Source organism: Kordiimonas aestuarii, assembly GCF_025574465.1.
GTDB classification, from domain to species: domain Bacteria; phylum Pseudomonadota; class Alphaproteobacteria; order Sphingomonadales; family Kordiimonadaceae; genus Kordiimonas; species Kordiimonas aestuarii.
In genome coordinates, this window is sequence record NZ_JAOBPP010000017.1 from 79,105 (window position 1) to 96,769 (window position 17,665).

General features: G+C 54.0%; 15 protein-coding genes. 8 read left to right on the plus strand and 7 right to left on the minus strand.

Annotated elements, in window-relative coordinates; genetic code table 11:
* Position 1: 1 nt before the first annotated feature.
* The 3 genes from OEU85_RS05785 to OEU85_RS05795 form a co-directional block, all read right to left on the minus strand.
* On the minus strand, positions 2–481 hold the full coding sequence (locus OEU85_RS05785) for a putative periplasmic lipoprotein (RefSeq protein WP_262690509.1): 480 nt from the start codon (positions 479–481) through the stop codon (positions 2–4).
* Positions 481–2,109: a hypothetical protein gene (locus tag OEU85_RS05790; RefSeq protein ID WP_262690510.1), complete on the minus strand. Its 1,629-nt coding sequence runs from the start codon at positions 2,107–2,109 to the stop codon at positions 481–483. The genes OEU85_RS05785 and OEU85_RS05790 overlap by 1 nt, the downstream gene beginning before the upstream one ends.
* A gap of 75 nt (positions 2,110–2,184) precedes the next feature.
* A complete protein-coding gene (locus OEU85_RS05795) occupies positions 2,185–2,838 on the minus strand; it encodes a penicillin-binding protein activator LpoB (RefSeq protein WP_262690512.1) in 654 nt (217 codons plus the stop codon).
* Positions 2,839–3,107: 269 nt separating this feature from the next.
* On the opposite strand from OEU85_RS05795, the gene OEU85_RS05800 reads away from it, so the two are divergent.
* From OEU85_RS05800 to OEU85_RS05820, 5 genes are all read left to right on the plus strand, one after another.
* Positions 3,108–3,650: a methylated-DNA--[protein]-cysteine S-methyltransferase gene (locus OEU85_RS05800; protein WP_262690513.1), complete on the plus strand. Its 543-nt coding sequence runs from the start codon at positions 3,108–3,110 to the stop codon at positions 3,648–3,650.
* A gap of 261 nt (positions 3,651–3,911) precedes the next feature.
* Positions 3,912–5,033, plus strand: a complete 1,122-nt coding sequence (locus OEU85_RS05805; RefSeq protein WP_262690514.1) for a cytochrome-c peroxidase — start codon at positions 3,912–3,914, stop codon at positions 5,031–5,033.
* 14 nt (positions 5,034–5,047) lie between these two features.
* Entirely contained in the window at positions 5,048–6,118 is a 1,071-nt protein-coding gene (locus OEU85_RS05810; protein WP_262690515.1) for a metallophosphoesterase family protein, read from the plus strand.
* Between the two features lie 9 nt (positions 6,119–6,127).
* Entirely contained in the window at positions 6,128–6,541 is a 414-nt protein-coding gene (locus OEU85_RS05815; protein WP_262690516.1) for a hypothetical protein, read from the plus strand.
* Positions 6,542–6,647: 106 nt separating this feature from the next.
* Positions 6,648–7,136 carry a hypothetical protein gene (locus OEU85_RS05820; RefSeq protein ID WP_262690517.1) on the plus strand — a complete coding sequence of 163 codons (489 nt, stop codon included), beginning with the start codon at positions 6,648–6,650 and terminating at the stop codon, positions 7,134–7,136.
* Positions 7,137–7,139: 3 nt separating this feature from the next.
* Here the strand turns inward: OEU85_RS05820 and OEU85_RS05825 are convergent, their stop codons facing one another.
* Both OEU85_RS05825 and OEU85_RS05830 read right to left on the minus strand, forming a co-directional pair.
* Complete coding sequence (locus OEU85_RS05825) at positions 7,140–8,336, minus strand: dipeptidase (RefSeq protein WP_262690518.1); 1,197 nt, start codon at positions 8,334–8,336, stop codon at positions 7,140–7,142.
* A gap of 11 nt (positions 8,337–8,347) precedes the next feature.
* Positions 8,348–9,721, minus strand: a complete 1,374-nt coding sequence (locus OEU85_RS05830; protein ID WP_262690519.1) for an amidohydrolase family protein — start codon at positions 9,719–9,721, stop codon at positions 8,348–8,350.
* Between the two features lie 227 nt (positions 9,722–9,948).
* Here OEU85_RS05830 and nhaC point away from each other — a divergent pair, with 227 nt between their 5' ends.
* The gene (gene nhaC / locus OEU85_RS05835) at positions 9,949–11,487 is read left to right on the plus strand and encodes a Na+/H+ antiporter NhaC (RefSeq protein ID WP_262690567.1); all 1,539 of its coding nucleotides are present in this window, start codon (positions 9,949–9,951) and stop codon (positions 11,485–11,487) included.
* A gap of 80 nt (positions 11,488–11,567) precedes the next feature.
* On the opposite strand, the gene OEU85_RS05840 is transcribed toward nhaC, so the two are convergent.
* Entirely contained in the window at positions 11,568–14,093 is a 2,526-nt protein-coding gene (locus OEU85_RS05840; protein WP_262690520.1) for a glycoside hydrolase family 3 protein, read from the minus strand.
* A 209-nt stretch (positions 14,094–14,302) separates the two neighbouring features.
* Positions 14,303–15,319, minus strand: a complete 1,017-nt coding sequence (locus tag OEU85_RS05845; protein ID WP_262690521.1) for a LacI family DNA-binding transcriptional regulator — start codon at positions 15,317–15,319, stop codon at positions 14,303–14,305.
* A gap of 156 nt (positions 15,320–15,475) precedes the next feature.
* On the opposite strand from OEU85_RS05845, the gene OEU85_RS05850 reads away from it, so the two are divergent.
* Together OEU85_RS05850 and OEU85_RS05855 are read left to right on the plus strand one after the other, a co-directional pair.
* Complete coding sequence (locus OEU85_RS05850) at positions 15,476–16,825, plus strand: MFS transporter (RefSeq protein WP_262690522.1); 1,350 nt, start codon at positions 15,476–15,478, stop codon at positions 16,823–16,825.
* Between the two features lie 28 nt (positions 16,826–16,853).
* Positions 16,854–17,648 carry a glycoside hydrolase family 16 protein gene (locus OEU85_RS05855; protein ID WP_262690523.1) on the plus strand — a complete coding sequence of 265 codons (795 nt, stop codon included), beginning with the start codon at positions 16,854–16,856 and terminating at the stop codon, positions 17,646–17,648.
* The last annotated feature ends 17 nt before the right edge of the window (positions 17,649–17,665 follow it).

The window sequence follows — 17,665 nt, forward strand, 5'->3', positions numbered from 1 at the left end:
ACTATTCCCCTTCGTCAACTTCAATCAGATAATAACCAATATCCATGGAGATCGACATCTCCCGGTACACGGCGGTCGACCGCGGCTGCAGGAAGACCCGTTGCCAAGCAGTCTCCGGTTCGGCAGGGAACTGGTCAATATCCATGAAGGAAGTACGAACCAACACTTCCTGCGGATAGTCGGTACAGTTGATCAACCGAGCCATTACCTCAATCGTGCCTGTGTCTGTCCGACGGGCAAAAACACCCTGAGGCAGGATTTTTTTTGCGATATTCTTGTCAATAATCTGAACAGAATTCAGTGCAATAGGGGTCATCGTCCCGGCCACCCCGGAGACAATAGCGGGGCCCGACGGGCCCAGCTTTTTAAATCCGCGAAAATCGCACTTCACAACGTTTTGTGCGCTTGCGGCATGGGCCATTATAGATGCGACAATTACACCTGCTGCTACTTTACCCATTGTTAAAACGAGTTTTTTCATCACTCTGCCCCCAAGGTTTCACCCGGTGTTTCATCTGCCAACCAGGTGCGGAAAGCCACATCCATCTTTTGAACGGCGTCCGGCTGCTTGCGGATCGTTTTCCAGTCAAGCCGGGCACCCGGGCTGGATTCGCCAACAGCCGTAGCAGACCGTGACCGTGTCCACACAACGCTACAGGCATCACCACCGGCGACCAATGCCGCATTCGTAATGTCCGGAATAGCGCCACCTGTTCCCTTAAACTCTGCAGCATAACCATATTGTTCCACGTTGCTGATCTGGTCGGTGGCTACCGTCACAAAACGCGGCAAATTATCCCACTGACGGGTGTCTGCTTCAGGCTTGGCCGCCTCAGATGCCGCACCAAACAATCCGCCAATCAAGGCAATACCTGCCCCGATAAGTGCGGCATCACCGTCACCGCTATAGAGACCAGCCATCGCGGTCACTGTGCCAGCCGTTGACATTACGTTGCCAACTGCTGCCGTTGTTTCCTTGAATTGTGCCTTCCCTTCAAGGATGCCGTCGACAGGACGGCCGCCACGAGTTGATGCCTGGAAATATACATCCTCAACGGGATAGGCATCCACTGCCCGCACCACTTCACCGCTGTCCATATTGACAGCAAGGGCCGTCGCCGCTGTTTCGTGAAAGCGGTCGTCGGTGCGGAACTTGAGGATTTCCCTGTATTCCCCGTCACCATACTTGACCGGGCCCGAGCCAAGTTCTGTCAAAAACAGTACGTTGTGTTCCGGTGCAGGGGCACTCAGGCCCTGACGAAAGTCGGCCGCCTTGGCAAAAGCCTCCTCGCCGCTCCGGCCCTGACAATGCAACGCCCAGCCATCCAGATAGTTCATGAGGGCGAAATCTGCCTGGAAGTCTTCAGCTTCAGAGACCGTATCCTGATACTCACCGGAACGGAACATCGCACGGGCGTTTTCATAGTCATCGTTAGATAGGTAAATCAAGCCGCGATAATAATAGGCCATCGCCCGCTCATACGGCTCGCCCTTGAACTCCTTTACGTCTTCAGCACTGAACTTGGATTTCGCGGCCTTTGCCTGTTCGTTGTCGGCATAAATCGCCTCAATTTTGTCGATCGAGCGGTCGAACGCCCACTCGGCATGATCAAGATAGCCAAGCTCAAGCGCAGCCAGCCCCAGCCGATTAAAGTTGAGGACCGCATTGCGTTCGCCTTCAATGAAAAGGCTTCGGTAATACGGCTGAAGCGGTTCCGGGCGGCTGGCAACATAGAGCTGCGTTTCGGCCGGATATGGTCCCATGCCATATTCCTTGCGGAGGCTTTTTTCGAGCTTCTTCACTTCCTTGTCGTAGGATTTGCTCGCCTTTTTGTTGGCTTTTTGAATAGACTTGTACTCAGACTTAACAGTCTTGTACTCGGCCTTCAGCGCTTTCTTTTCCTCTTTACTGAGCCCTTTTTGCTTAAGCGCAGCTTTTAGCTCAGAATAGCGGGTGGCCAACAACTGTTCCTGCTGGATCGCATCAGCCGAGATCGGCGGCGACGCGCGAAGCTCCATAAGGCGCTCGCTATCATCAGCATAAACAGGGTGAAAAAACAGTACACTCGCAACGGCAACGGCCGAAATTCGGCCAGCAGAGATCGTCATCGCTCGACTCCTTTGGCGACTTGAGGTGTTTCAGATAGAAGAAAAGGCGGCAACCCCTTGCCGCCAAATGATTTTTTAGCGGTAGACCACATCATCCGCTGCGGCCTTGGACAGTTCGTACATGCCACTCCAGACAATAACACCGCGCTCAAGGTCAACCATTTCAAAGGTGATCTGGGTATAGCGCTGCATCATGCCAGTTCGGGCATCTCGGCTGTCGGCAGAAGCAATTGTGCCGCCCAGACGGTAATCACCCCCGGCTTGCGCCGCAGTCATACCCGTCGTGCCTGTATCAACGACACCGTCACGCTTAAGGTTGCGCTCATGCTGGACCATGTTGGAATAGTTGCGACCAACAAAGACCATACGCCCCTGCGACGCCCGGTTCAGGTTTACCCGCAAACGGTTCGTGATCAGGTCCTTGTTGATACGCTGGGTGCTGTCATTGAGGAAAAATTCACTATCAATGATAACCTGCGGCGGATTTGCCGCGTTTGCCAGCATCGGGTTGCCCAACATGTCCCGCATCATGCGGTCAGTCATGGATTGAATGTCATTTGATTCAATCCCCACACCGGCAACAGCTCCCTGACGGCCAGGATCTTGCGAAATAGTAGCCACACCAGGCGAATTATCTACAGCTGGCCCACATGCCGCCAGCATGCCTGTCAGAAATGTCGCGCACGCGACTTGCGTCACGCGAAAGTTTGTTACACGTGTCAAGGTCATAAACCTCCCCCATCAAAGATTTAACCATGAAAACGTTACTGACGATTCCAATTTAATTCAAGTCATCAAAAATTTAGGTCATTAATATTTTTGCTATTTTTACTTCGATAGCGGTCATGTACCGCTTGGGGATACCTGCACCAGAAGCGCTCCCTTATTTGCGACTTTGCTACATGGCCCTCTTCCAGCCATTGGTTCTTTGACCTATTATTTGGCGGGCAAGCTAAAACCTTCCTCGAAAGATGAATGATGACACAATGGGTAATCTGATGAAAAAGACCTGTTTCAACACCGGTGTCGGGCGATGCCAGATTACCTGGACCGAGTATGGAATATCAGGTTTTCGCCTGCCCGATGCCAGCCTGCTACCCACGGTAGCTTCATTCGAAGCCGATAAACTGGATGACGTTCCGGCAGATATAGTCGTCACAATCCACAAAGCCGTGCAAATGTTGGCGGGTGAGAAACTCAGTCTGGCAGATGCCAGGCTGGATCTAAGAAACGTTTCGCGCTTCAACAAGCGCGTCTACGATATAGCACTTGGCATTCCCACCGGCAAAACCATGACCTATGGCGAGATAGCACTTGCCCTTGGCCAGAAAGGCGCTGCGCAGGCTGTCGGCAAAGCACTTGGCGAAAACCCCATTCCGCTGATTATTCCCTGCCACCGGGTGTTGGCAGCGGACGGCACAATGCATGGCTTTTCCGCGCCCGGTGGCACAGCGTCAAAACGGAAACTGCTGGAAATTGAAGGCGCAATAGAGCGGCCGCCACCAAGCCTTTTTGATTTTGTAGAAATTCAAATAGAATAATTGATTATCATCTATTACCTAATGTACAGGATAACAAATATATATCGAATATATCGATTACTGATACAAAGAATATCAATTTCCATTATTATATAGAAAGCGGGATACTCTGTCGTAGTGGGAAATGGGGTAGCTGCGCTTTGGCATCATAATTTCGGCGTGTCCCGAGTATCACTTTCCTGTCAGTCCTAGCTGGCCGATCTTATCTTTGAGAGCACCTCCCCCGGGAAGATCAACTATCCGGATATAGAGGAGGTGCGCATGTATCTATCCCTCAAGCTGCTTGCTTTCGTCGGCGTGCTGACATCTGGCAGCGCCATTGCCGCAATCGAACAGGCCGATGTGCCGCTAGGGCTACCGCCTGTTCCCGTGCCAGAGCACAACCCTGTTACACCCGAGAAAATCGCCCTTGGAGAGACCCTGTTCAATGACACCCGGTTCTCATCAACCGGTGATGTCAGCTGTGCAACATGTCATGACCCCCAGAAAGCTTTCACAGACAGCCCGCTATTGGTCTCGGAAGGTATCGAGAAGAAGAAGGGCACACGTAACGCACCAACAGTTCTGAACTCAGCCTACATGGAAACCATGTTCTGGGATGGTCGTGAACCAGACCTTGAAGCCCAGTCGCAAGGCCCCTTTATCAACCCGGTTGAAATGGCGCTTGAAAGCCATGATCCGATTGTGGCGATCGCACGCACGGACGAGCATTATCAGGAAATGTTTGCGAAGGCCTTTGGCGTCAAGCCAGAAGAAATCACGATCGACCACGTATCACAGGCCATCGCCTCATTCGAACGCACTATAATTTCAGGTAATTCGCCGTTCGACCAATGGTATTTTGGCGGTGACGAAGCCGCAGTCTCCGAAGACGTTAAACGAGGGCTGGAAGTATTCACAGGCAAAGGCCGTTGTGTTTCATGCCACACCATGTCGCAGAATTTTGCCCTGTTCAGCGATAGCAAGTTCCACAACCTGAATGTCAGCTTTGACAAGATATCCACGGGCCTCGAGAGCATCGCCAAAAGCGCCAAAAACCGTCAAATGTCCGGAGAAGAGCTGGACGTCACCGTATTGACCGACGCGAGCGTATCAGAGCTTGGCCGCTTTGCCGTCAATAACGAGTGGGCCAATACCGGTGCGTTCAAAACCCCTACCCTCCGCAATATATCTGTCACCGCCCCCTATATGCACGACGGCAGTGTGGAGACACTCGAAGATGTTGTGATCTTCTACAACAACGGTGGGCGCGTGAACGAGGATGACCCCATCAACGACTTCCAGAGTGGCGGTATCCGCCCACTTGACCTCACCGATCAGGAACAGAAGGACCTTGTGGCCTTCCTTGAAGCCCTGACCAGCCCCGAATTTGCAAAACAATAAGGAAAGGCAGAGCAATGGTTAAAACACTCGTTGATCGCCGTGGTTTCCTTAAAGCCACAACAGGTGCCTTCATTGGCACAACTCTGCCGCTGACCAACGTCAGGTTAGCATTTGCCGGGGAGCGGGAGGACTTCACCTTCGCTTATATCTCAGACAGCCACATCCAGCATATCAAAGGCAACAAGTTTGTCCGCAACTGGGACCGCGGCCTCATCCGTGCAGTGGCGGAATGCAACATGCTGGAGCCAAAGCCCGACTTCGTCTTCTATGGCGGGGACATCGCCCAGCTTGCCAAACCGGAAGAAATTGACCATGGACTGGAGCTGTTGTCTGCCCTCAGATATGACACCCATTATGTAATGGGAGAACATGACTATTATCTGGATCTTGGGGAATACTGGTCCAAACTTCTCGGCGACCAGTGGTACAGCTTCGACCACAAAGGTGTGCACTTTGTGGTGCTGAACAGCATCCTCACCGACCACGACTGGACATATAATCGCTGGAAGGATGGTGAGGAACGCATGTCGGTCATGGCAGGCCTTGACGACCCGCGCGGCTCACCATTCATGGTCGGCGAAGAACAGCGCAAATGGCTGGCCAAAGACTTGAAGAAAGTCGACAAAAAAAAGCCAGTTGTTGTGCTATCGCACTCACCTTTGCAGAAGATCTTCAAAAACTGGAATTTTTGGACTGACGATGCCGAGGAAGTGCAGGCACTGCTGCACAAATTTGATAAAGTGAGTGTGCTCTATGGCCACGTACACCAGATCCAGTACAACCAGATCGGCAATATCTCTTTCTATTCCGCCATGGCGACAGCTTGGCCGTGGCCCTACCCTGAAACCTATGCCCAGGCGCCCAGTCACCTGCCGGAACTGACAGTTCCCATGAACCGGGCCGATCCGTTCTTTGAGCGCGATGCAACGGGCTGGCAGTTCATTGATGTTTGGTCAGGCCGGTCAAACGTCACCTACCGGTTGCCCGAAAACTCGGAACGAACGGTCGCTTACAACAAAGAAAAAGGTCACCCGGAAGACACCGAATATGCGGCGCGGAATATCCCGCCCCAGAACCATTACTAGGAGAAGATAATGAAACGGGAATTTCTGAAATCTTGCGCCGTGGTCGCTGCTATCGCCATCTCGCCATACGGCGTTTCAGCGGACGAGTTTGACGAAGCCGACCTTAAGGAATGGAATGACGCCTTCATGTCGGTCGTGGAAAAAGGCCGCGCAGCCTTCACCGATCCCACGTTGGGCGGCAGCAAAAACGGCGTGGTATGTGCCCAGTGCCATCCCAATGGTGCCAACACTCACCCAGAGACCTATCCCAAATTCCAGCAGCAAATAGGCAGGGTGATCACCCTGCAGGAGATGGCAAACTGGTGTATCCAGAACCCGCTTGAAGGCACCCCTCTCAAGGTTGACGACCCTCAGATGACGGCGCTTATCACCTATATGACCTTTGAGCGGCGGGGCGTTGCGCTGGACCCCGGTAAGCACTGACCAACGGCGAACCCGATCAAAGCCCGCGCACCCTGCGGGCTTTTTTCTTAGCACTGTCTAGCTTTTCTGCTACCGATTTTTTTGTGAACTACCGATGGGACAGGTAATGGAAACGAAAAAGGTGCTCACGCGCGACCTCAAGGATAGCCTGCTGGTATGGGTATTCATCGATAACGAGGACAACATCATGCTTGAACGCAACCCGGAGGCGGGGGACCCACGCGGCATCGCCTCCAGCATAAATTTCTGGCATCTGCCCGGCTACAGCCAGTCAGCCGCAGATCCAGCGGAACAGGAACACCTTAAGGCGCTGTGGCGGGAGCAACGTGACCGCCTTTACGGGCATGATTGCACCGCTTTCCTTGAAACTCTTATCGTGCGGGCAACAGGCTTTCACCAGCGCGAAACCTTTCAGGCCAATCTCCTGCTATGCCTGCAAGCCTATTATGTAGAAGACCATGATCAGGTTCCGCTCAAGCCCCCGGCAGGGACAGAGCGTAAGTTCTTCTCGGTTGAGGACGCCATGGTGCACTACCCGGTCGGTTATCAGGACCGGGCAGTCATCGCCTGCTTCATGGAGCATATGCGCTGGTAGGCCTCATTCACCCCATACGCGCTTATAATAGCTCAGGAAATTGAGGCCGAGTATCTTCTCGATCCGGTCTGTGGCGTGCCCCCGGCTGTATAACATGTCGGCAAGCTGCTGGAATTGGCCGGGGCCTTGTATATCCGGAATAAACGGCACAACACCTGCCTTCTCACCCTTGGCGGAAATCCCCGCTTCCTGACGGCGGCGGATTTCATCGTCAATCACCTCCTGATAGGCCTTGAGGTCATCCACCCCCGTTGTGCCACCATCTGTCCCGATGCCAACATGATCTTCCCCGCAAACATTGATGGCATGTTCGATATGCAGCACAACATCCATGGCACTTGGGAAACTGTTTTCCTTCAGGAACGGCATAAAATAAATGCCCGCCACACCGCCTTTGTCGGCCAGAAGGCGCAATTCCTCGTCCGTCTTGTTGCGCGGCAGGTTCGCAAGCGCCCGGCACCCGGTGTGTGAAATACAAACCGGGTGTTCCGATGCGGCGATCGCGTCAAGGCATGTTTTCTCACCACTATGGCTCAGGTCCACAACCGTATTGGTGGCGTTTAACCGTTCCACAACCGCGCGCCCAAAGTCGGTCAAGCCCCTGTTTTCCGCTTCCATGCTACCGTCGCCCAACTGATTGCGTACATTATAGGTGAGCTGGACGATTTTGACGCCAAGTCCCGCAAAGGTATCAACACGGTCAACATTGTCCCCCATCATGGCCGCGTTCTGGAAGCCCATGATAATACCAACCTTGCCTTTTTTCTTGGCGCGTAAGATATCAGCTGTGGACCACACTTTTAAAAGATGATCGCCATGCAGCCGGATGCGCTGGTTCCATTTAGCGATTTCTGCAACGCTATAGTCAAACGGGTCCATGGGCCCGGCAACATAGCCAAGCGTCAGGTTAATCGCCGTCGTGCCGGATGCCACTGCCTCGTCAAGGGCACGCGGGTCAAGCGCAAGACCCTTCATGCCTGCAACGGGATTGCCGTTCTCCTTCTGTTTTTTGAATTTCTCAAGCCGCACATTGGGGTTTGATATGCCACCAAGGTTGTTAATGACAATAGCATCACCCAGCCCCGGCCATGGTTTATCGGCGGCAAAGGCGGGAAAGCCCTGCGCCGCCAATGGCAATGCCGCAGCGCCAGCGGCCGCCAGGCGCAAGAAGTCGCGCCGCGCGATATTATGAACGTCCATACTGTTCCCCATTATTTCTCTCCCTCAAGCTCGGCTTTAGTGGGGGGCGCATACGCCTCGCGCGGGTAATCCGTCCCACCTTTCACTGTCAGCACTACCGAGCGCATATTCGCCATATCCTCAAGCGGGTTTTTGCTCAGGAAAATCAGGTCCGCGCGTTTGCCTGCTTCAATCGTGCCGCGATCGTCCTCCAGCCCCAGAACCCTGGCCCCCACATAGGTGGCCGACCGGATCACCTGTAGCGGCGGCATTTCAGCCTTCTCCGCAAGCACCTCAAGTTCATCAAACAGCGCGGGGTATTCTGCGTCATAACCCAACATGCCGTCCGTGCCGGCAGAGATATCCACACCACTTTCATATGCGAACCGGGTCATCGCCCCCGCGAAGGCGGATGGGCAAATGCCTGCGCTGCGCTTGTCCTCGGGTTTCTCGCGCTCACGCTGCTCTCTGTTTGCATACAGCCAAAGCGTTGCGTCGAGAATGGTGCCGCGTATCTCCATCTGTTCAAAGATATCTGCAAGCACAGGCGACCGCGGGTCGAGGCTTGCAAAATCCAATACTGCCTTGTGATGATATTCATTGGGCCGCACACCGGCCACCTCAAACGCCAACCGGCACGCGTGCGAAATCACATCCACGCCTGCGCCAACCACCTCACTGGGGTAGGCCGGGAAAACCATGGAATGCGCCCAAATCTTGATGCCCTGCCTGTGGCCCTCTGCCGTGATGCGCCGCACCTCTGTCGCTGGCAGGTTAGCATAGATCTTGATCCCCGTTGCCCAGGTCCCGCGCGCAATCGCCACCGTTTCCTTCATGTCGGTATCAGGCGTAATTGCCTGCATCCACGGCACGTCGCCCGGCACTTCACCTTCCGCCGCCATGCCGGGGCGTGGGTCGTCAAAGAAACTCGGCCCCGCCAGCAAGGCGGAATAATAGAGGTCAGGTGCCGGAATTTTCTGAAGCCTGCTCTGACGGGCCAACTCGGCCAGCGCTCGCATATCCCCCGCCATGTCGCGCACGCCTGTTATGCCACTGTATATATACCGCCGCAGGTAGGCCTTTGCCCTCTCGGCATTAGGCACGGTCGCCATATGCACATGTGTATCGATGAGGCCGGGCAACAGATAGTGCCCACTGGCGTCCACCACCTTCGCGCCTTCAGGCAACTGCGCCTTAAGTTCGCCGCTAGGCAGAACGCTGGTGATGCGGTCACTTTCCACCAGCACGCCCATATCTTCCTGCAGCGGAGCCCCCGTGCCATCAATCAGCGCAACACCCACATAAGCGCGCGCGGTACCAGTCGCCTTCTGTGCCTGTGCTGTTGAACCAATCGTCATCGCCACCGACAAAGCTATTGCCGCCGCGCCCATTTTTCCGAATTTCATCTAACTCCCCCACACTGTGCGTCTTTTCGCTGCTTCTCCCACATCGTGCCACAGCTTAAGCCCGCGCCGCAACCACGGAAGATTGACTTAAATTGACGCAGTTTCGAGGTTTTTTACTGGCAGATGGCGGCAAAATAGGCATGATGCCGCTTAGATAGTGGCAAATAAAACTGTGAAGCACACGGATAGGGGAAGTGCGAAGCAGACATGCCATCCCGCATTCAACCATGAATGCCAAAACCATAAATAAACATCAGTATCGGGGGGCCTACGTGGCAAATAACACAAACAACCAAGACACTATTTCTCTTTGGTTTGCAATTCTTCCGCTCATCAGCTTAATCATCATGCTCACCAGCTCGGTTTTGCTGTTCGGCGATTCGTCCTCGTCCGGCCCGAACCAGCTTGCGCTGATGTTCTCCGCCGGTGTTGGCATCGCCCTTGGCATGGTGCGTGGGCAAAGTTATGAGGTGCTGGAACAAGCGCTTGTCGACGGCATTATGCTGGCGATGAAAGCTTGCCTTATCCTGCTGATGGTTGGCTCCATGATCGGCAGCTGGATGCTTGCTGGCACCGCCCCAGCGGTGATTCACCTTGGCCTTGGTGTACTTGACCCTGGGTTCCTGTACCCGGCTGCCCTTATTATCTGTGCGCTGGTTGCGGCGTCGATCGGCAGCTCCTGGACAACAGCAGCCACCGTGGGGCTTGCCCTTATCGGCATTTCGCGCATTCTGGGCCTCTCACCCGAGATTACGGCAGGCGCCGTGATTTCCGGCGCCTATTTTGGCGACAAGATGTCCCCTCTTTCCGACACCACAAACCTGGCGCCCGCCATGGTGGACGTGGATCTTTTTGTTCATATCCGCCACATGGTCTGGACCACTACGCCGTCGCTGCTGATCTCGCTGGCTCTCTTTACCTGGCTGGGCTGGGGTATCGAAATCGGCGATGGAACCGTCAGCAGCATTGAGACAACGCGAAGCCTGTTGGAGAATAGCTACAACCTTGGTTTTCCGGCGTTTATTCCTCTGATCGTGTTACTTGCCCTTGCTCTTAGAAAGGTACCAGCGCTTCCCACCATCACCATCGGCGCACTTGTTGGCTGCGTCGTCGCGGTACTCTACCAGCCCGATGCGACGCTTGCTTTTGGGGGCGGACTCGCAGACGGTGTGTCGCAAACCGGAGTAACAATCAAGGCGCTCTGGATGGCCATGGTTGACGGCTATACGGCCGATACCGGTAATGATATGCTCAACGACCTTCTGTCCCGTGGCGGCATGAGCAGCATGCTCACCACTGTTTGGCTGATCATCTCTGCCATGTGCTTTGGTGGCGTGATGGAGAAAACCGGCTTCCTTGGCCGCATCGTCACGGGTGCGCTTAAGGGGGTGCGCGGTACGGGTTCGCTGGTGCTGACAACCGTGTTAACCAGCATCGGCATGAATATCGTGGCGGGTGACCAGTATATCGCCATCGCCCTGCCCGGCCGCATGTACATGATGGAGTTCAAGCGCCGTGGCCTGGCACCACAGAATCTCTCCCGTACGCTGGAGGATGCAGGCACCATGACCTCCGCACTTATCCCCTGGAATACCTGTGGGGCGTTTATGGCCGGCACCCTGGGCGTTGCGACCTTTGCCTATGCGCCTTATGCCTTCTTTAACCTGCTGAACCCGATTATCGCGGTCATATATGGGTTCTTCAACATCAAGATCACCAAAATGTCTGATGAGCAGCAACCCGAGGTGAAGGTGGAAAAAGCCTGACAAAGATAAAACCCCGGCTCAACGAGCCGGGGTTTCTTGCCAGTGACCGAAGTACCAGTGCCTGGAGAGAAGGTACTTCCTTACATGGGGCAGCGGTCAGCCCCATGACCCAACCGAAGCGCAACATTGGCAACCGTCAGGTCTGCTGGCCCTTCCGCGGTCAGACGGAAGGGTTCTGTGACGACATCAAATGTGTCGCCTTCATCGGCAAGGCACACAAGCGGCAAAGTAACCGTCTGCCACCCCTTACCTTCAAGGTTCTCAAACACGACGGACAAGTCGTAGGTGCGTGTGCAGTCCTCACCGCACTGCAAGCTGACACTGCCGCCTTCCACGCTTTCGATATCAACGTCAAATGTGAAGGCCGCGCCCCTGGTGTATTCGGCTGACCAATCAAGCGCAGGTCCGGCACTGATGGCAATATTGCCTGCTGTCGCTGCATTCATTTCAAGCCGCAGCGCGTCCCCTTGAATGTCCTTGTCAACCTGACTGATTTTGCCAGACCCTGTCGGCAGCGCAGCATAGGCGCCACTTAGCTGAGCATAAGAGCCTTCGTCGCTGAGGATAATCATCCACGGTGCGATGGTACGGCCTGCGTAAAGCTTGATATCAGACAGATCTCCTGATTGCACACCTTCGACATCTTCAGCCAACATCGGCACTTCCGTATCGCTGGCGTAGGTCATGCCATATCCATACGCAAACTGCGGATCATAACCTTCGTGGTACTTGTTCAGCGTGTCCTGAAGCGGTGATTTCGGCCATGAGAACGAAAGCTTGCCTTTAAAGTCATGGCGCGCCTGTCCGGCTTTGTCTGCGATCAGGACGTCAGCAACTCCCTCACCTTCCGTGCCCGGCAACCAGGCTGCAACAAAGCCATCGGAAGCATTGAGTTCAGGATTTACCCAAAGCGGACGGCCGGACAAGAACACCGTCACAACCGGAATACCGGCATCCTTGAAGGACTTGATCAATTTCAGGCTTTTTTTCGCGCCCGGCTCAAACTCCAGTGTTTCGAGGTCGCCCTGCCCTTCGGCATACGGCTCTTCACCGATCACCACAATCGCAACATCCGGTTTTTCGTCAAAGCTTCCATCAGCCGAGAGGACAGCTTCACCACCCGCCTCGCCAACAGCTTCTTTAATACCCTGATAGATCGAAGAAGCCCCTGGAAAATCACTGTTCACATTGCCTGTGCCCTGCCAACTGATTGTCCAGCCGCCGGTTTGCTTACCGATATTGTCGGCACCGTCCCCAGCGACCAGAATTGTCTGTGTTGGCTTCAGCGGCAAGACATGGCCGTTATTTTTCAGAAGCACGAGACTTTCCCGCACGGCCTGCCGCGCCACTTCCCGGTGCTCAGCACGGCCAATAATATCGTCTTGCCCGGCAACACCACGGCCTGAGGGCATGCCTTTTTCAAAAAGCCCTGCACGAAGCTTGACGCGCAGAATACGGGCAACCGCATCATCAAGCCGGTCCAGGGGAATTTCGCCAGCCTGCACCTGTTCAAGCGTATTGGCGTAAAGCTTTTTCCAGTCTTCAACCACCATGAAAAGGTCCAGCCCTGCGTTCACAGACGCGGCACACGATGCATTGTTGCACCCCGGAACCTGCCCGTGGCCGTTCCAGTCACCAACAACAAGTCCGTCGAAACCCATCCGCCCCTTCAGAACATCGGTCAGCAGATATTTACTGCCGTGCATTTTCTGGCCATTCCAACTGGAGAAGCTGGCCATAACAGTCTGAACCCCGGCTTCAATGGCGGATACATAACCGGCGGAATGAATATCGCGCAGTTCTTTTTCCGATATCTTTGCGTTGCCCTGGTCGTCACCATCTGCGGTGCCGCCATCGCCAAGGAAGTGTTTTGCGGTCGCAACAACATGGTTCACGTCAAGGAAGGTCTCTGTTCCCGGCTTGCCCTGCAAGCCAAGCACCATGCTTCCGGCATAGGCTTTAACAATCTCCGGGTTCTCGGAATAACTTTCATAAGTCCGGCCCCAGCGATCATTTTGGGCAACGGCGATCGTTGGCGCGAAAGTCCAATCAATGCCTGTCGCACGCATCTCAAGGGCGGTAATCTCGCCGATCCTTTTCATGAGTGCCGGATTGTTAGCGGCCCCCAGCCCGATGTTGTGCGGGAAAATGGTTGCGCCAATAACGTTGTTATGGCCATGCACCGCGTCGCTACCCCAGATGATAGGGATAGCAAGACCACCATCCGATGTGTCCATTGATGCCTTGTAGAAGCTATCCGCGAGTGCGAGCCACTCTGACGGCTTGGCATGCTTGTTTCGCTGTGGCAAAGAACCGCCGCCATTAAGCACTGAGCCAACATGATATTTTTTTATGTCCTCTGGCGTCACATACTGGATTTCGACCTGCATGATCTGGCCAACTTTTTCCTCAACCGACATCTGGGACAAAAATTCCCTGATGCGAGCCTCGCTCGCCGCTTCTTTCTTGACCGGGCTTTCAACCTGTGGCCACAAGGAGGCATCAGTTGCACAGGCCGCCCCATATGGCAGCACGGAACAGCACAACATCAGGCTGGCGATGGTGTTTAGCTTTTTCGACTTATCAAAGCGGAAACGAGCGAACATTCTCTTCTCCAAATACGGGGACGCTGCGGTCATCCATTTAAAATGATGTAAACAGTCGTTCGCTGCAGCCTTCCACCACCACAAGGAACGATTATGATGTCACGCGGCTCAAATAAAATAAGACAGCGCTGTCATTTAAAAATCACCGAAAATGCCACAAATGTCCAGAAAAATATGACAGCGCTATCATATCATGTGTCACGAAAGACCTAACGGACCCTGAGGTCAGCGACGGAATCCCGCACACAGAGGGTAAAACCGTGTGAGGACGATAATATTTTCTCGCCCTCGCCATCTTCTCCCATCACCATATCGAAGGCCGCGCCAGCCATTTCTTCAACAGGTTGCCGAACAGTCGTCAACGCGGGCGAGACAGTTGCGGCAATGGCATCGTCATCAAAACCAACGATGGAGAGCTCATCGGGTACCCGCACCCCCTTCTCTCTTGCAACAGCCAGGATGCCAGCCGCCATTTCATCGTTGGAGGCAAAAACAGCGGTAGGACGCTCTTCCAGCGCAAGAAGGAGCTCCGCCGCCTGACGGCCGCTGGCATATGAAAACAGGCCCGGCACAATCATTTCGTTTTTAACCCGAAGTCCATGTGTCTGCATCGCACGCACATAGCCGCGCTCCCGGTCGAGCGAGCAGGAGTGATTGGGATCGCCCTTAACAAACCCGATGCGTTCATGTCCCATGCCGATCAGATATTCGGTCATTTCGAAAGCCGCCTGAAATTCATCAATCGAGACACGGACCATATCGTCCGCCTGAACGCCCGGAGCGATGCGTGCCGTCGGTACTCCGCTGGCGCGAAGGGCATTCAGCACCACGGTATCGTCACAGATCGGGGCGGAGAGGATGACCGCATCAAAGCGGATGCTGTTCAGAACCTGCCGAAGCTTTGCCTCGTTACCGCGTTCGCGAAATACTTCCACCACCAGATGGCAGCCGATGCTCTCGCATCTATTCAATATACTGCGCAGGACCTTACTGATGTAATCGCCGCTGGGGTCATCGACAAAAAGTCCGACAATATAAGATTTACTGCCCGCCAGACCACGTGCCTGCAATGACGGCCTGAAGTTCAACTGCTCCGCTACCTCGAGGATTTTTTTCTTTTTATCCTCGCTGACATATTTTTCCTTATTGAACACACGCGAGACAGTTTTCATCGACACACCAGCGAGCCGCGCCACGTCACTCATCGTTGCATTTTTTGTCTTCACAATGCTCACTAGATTTCCGCCCATCGATCCAATAAGGCAGCATACATGCCCAAATGCGCCCGCTCCACTATAACAAGCGCGTTGCGATTGTCACGCAAACATGATAGCGCTGTCACTTCATTTATGCAGCCTGCCCAAAGAGTTGGTGACGATGTCATGGCAAAAGATCGGGCTCTACGCTCAAAACTACCGACATTTCTGGGCTATGGCTCGGGGGATTTTGCCCTCAACCTCTTCTGGCAAGGCACAGGCTTTTACCTGTTCTATTTTTTCACCAATGTATTGGGCCTGTCCGGCAGCATCGTCGGGACGATCTTTCTGATCGCCAGCCTGTGGGATGCCATTTCAGACCCGATGATGGGATATATCGCGGACCGGACAAAAAGTCGGCTGGGGCCCTATCGTCCTTACCTCCTGTTTGGCAGCATACCTCTCTCTGCCTCATTTATCCTGCTCTTTTCACCGATGGAAATGAGCTCGGAAGCGCATTTGATCGCTTACGCAAGCGGCGCGCTCCTCCTGTTCCGTACGGCATATACTGTTGTATCCATTCCCTACTCGGCGTTAGGCGCGCGCGTTACTCGCAATTTTGATGGCCGCACACGCCTTGCTGGCATCCGCATGTATTTTGGCTTCCTGGGCGGTGTCTGCGTCAGTTTCACTGCCAAGACCTTGCAGGAAAATTTTGACGATGCGACCGCCTTCGGCTTGATGGGGCTGTTCGCGGGTATTATAGCCGTTGTTGTGCTGGTCGCCTGTACCTTTCTAAGCAAAGAATCCGCCAATCCTATCAATCGCCACAGCGCTCCCAAAAGCGGGAAAGAAGGCCTGGTCGCAATTTTCCATAACCGACCTTTCCTGTTGATTGTCGGCGGCATCAGCCTGGTTACTGTGGCAACCAATACTGTCGGGCAGACCATTCTTTATTATTTTGAAAGCCATATCGGTGACCGCTCATCAGGTAACACGGCCATCATTATCATGAGCGGGGCACCACTCCTGACCATTCCTTTCTGGTCCGTATTAACCCTGAAAATCGGCAAGAAGACCGCGTGGATACTTGGCAGTATTATCGGCACCATCGGCCTTGCCGTGCTTTATTCCGCTGCAGTGCATGCGCCTTTTGTTGCATATTTAGGCGTCACCATCACGGTTATCGGCCTTAGCGCCTATGCGGTGATTTTCTGGAGCATCCTGCCGGACACAATTGAGTATGGCTACCACCTTAGCGGGCTCAAAAGCGAATCCTTGCTTATCGGAATTGCCTCGTCATTCCAGAAAGTTTCCATTGGGCTTTCCGCCTATATCGCAGGACATCTGCTGGACCTGACGGGTTATATACCAGCAACCCCCACCTCAGCCGAAACCACAGACGGCATCCGCGACATATTCACACTCATTCCCATGATGGCGCTCCTGGCATCCGGCGTCCTGATGTTGTTTTACCCCATTACGGCCAAATCACATGCAGCCCTCGTCGAAGACCTGCAAAAGCGTGAAAAATAACAAACACCAACCTGAACCAGAGGGACATATGAAAACACTGAAAACCTTATCGGCCGCATTGATTTTGTCGACACACGGGTTCATGGCGGCACCAACATTTGCCGACGACATGAAGCTTGTGTGGTCAGATGATTTTGATGGCACCGCCTTGAACACAAATGCCTGGCATATTGTCAAAGGCGACGGCTGCCCGAAAAATTGCTATTTCGGCAATAACGAAAAACAGACATATACTGCGGATGAGAAGAACCTGCGCCTGGAGGATGGAAAGCTGGTGATTGAGGCGCGCGGCGGTGACAAGTTCACCTCTGCCAAGATCACCTCAAAAGGCATCCCGGGCTGGACCTACGGTAAAATTGCCATGCGCGCCAAATTGCCGTCGGGCGTGGGCACATGGCCCGCCTTTTGGATGATGCCGGATGAAGCGAAATATGGCCCTTGGCCAAAATCGGGCGAAATCGACATTATGGAACATGTTGGCTTCGACCAGGGTCATGTACATGGCACGGTCCACACCGAGGCCTACAATCACCGCATTAACACCCAAAAGGGCAAGGATATCACCGTGGATACCGCTTCAAGCGCCTTCCACACCTACACTATTGAGTGGGATGCCGGTGAAATAAGGTGGTTTATCGACAGCGATCAATTCTTCGCCTTTACCCGACAGGATAACGATGGCCATGCTGAATGGCCTTTCGATCACCCGTTTCATGTTATCCTCAACCTCGCGGTCGGCGGTGACTGGGGTGGCAAGGAAGGCATAGACGAGGCAGCCTTTCCCGCACGCTATGAGATCGACTGGGTCAAAGTCTGGCAATAGAAAACCGGGCGCCCCGG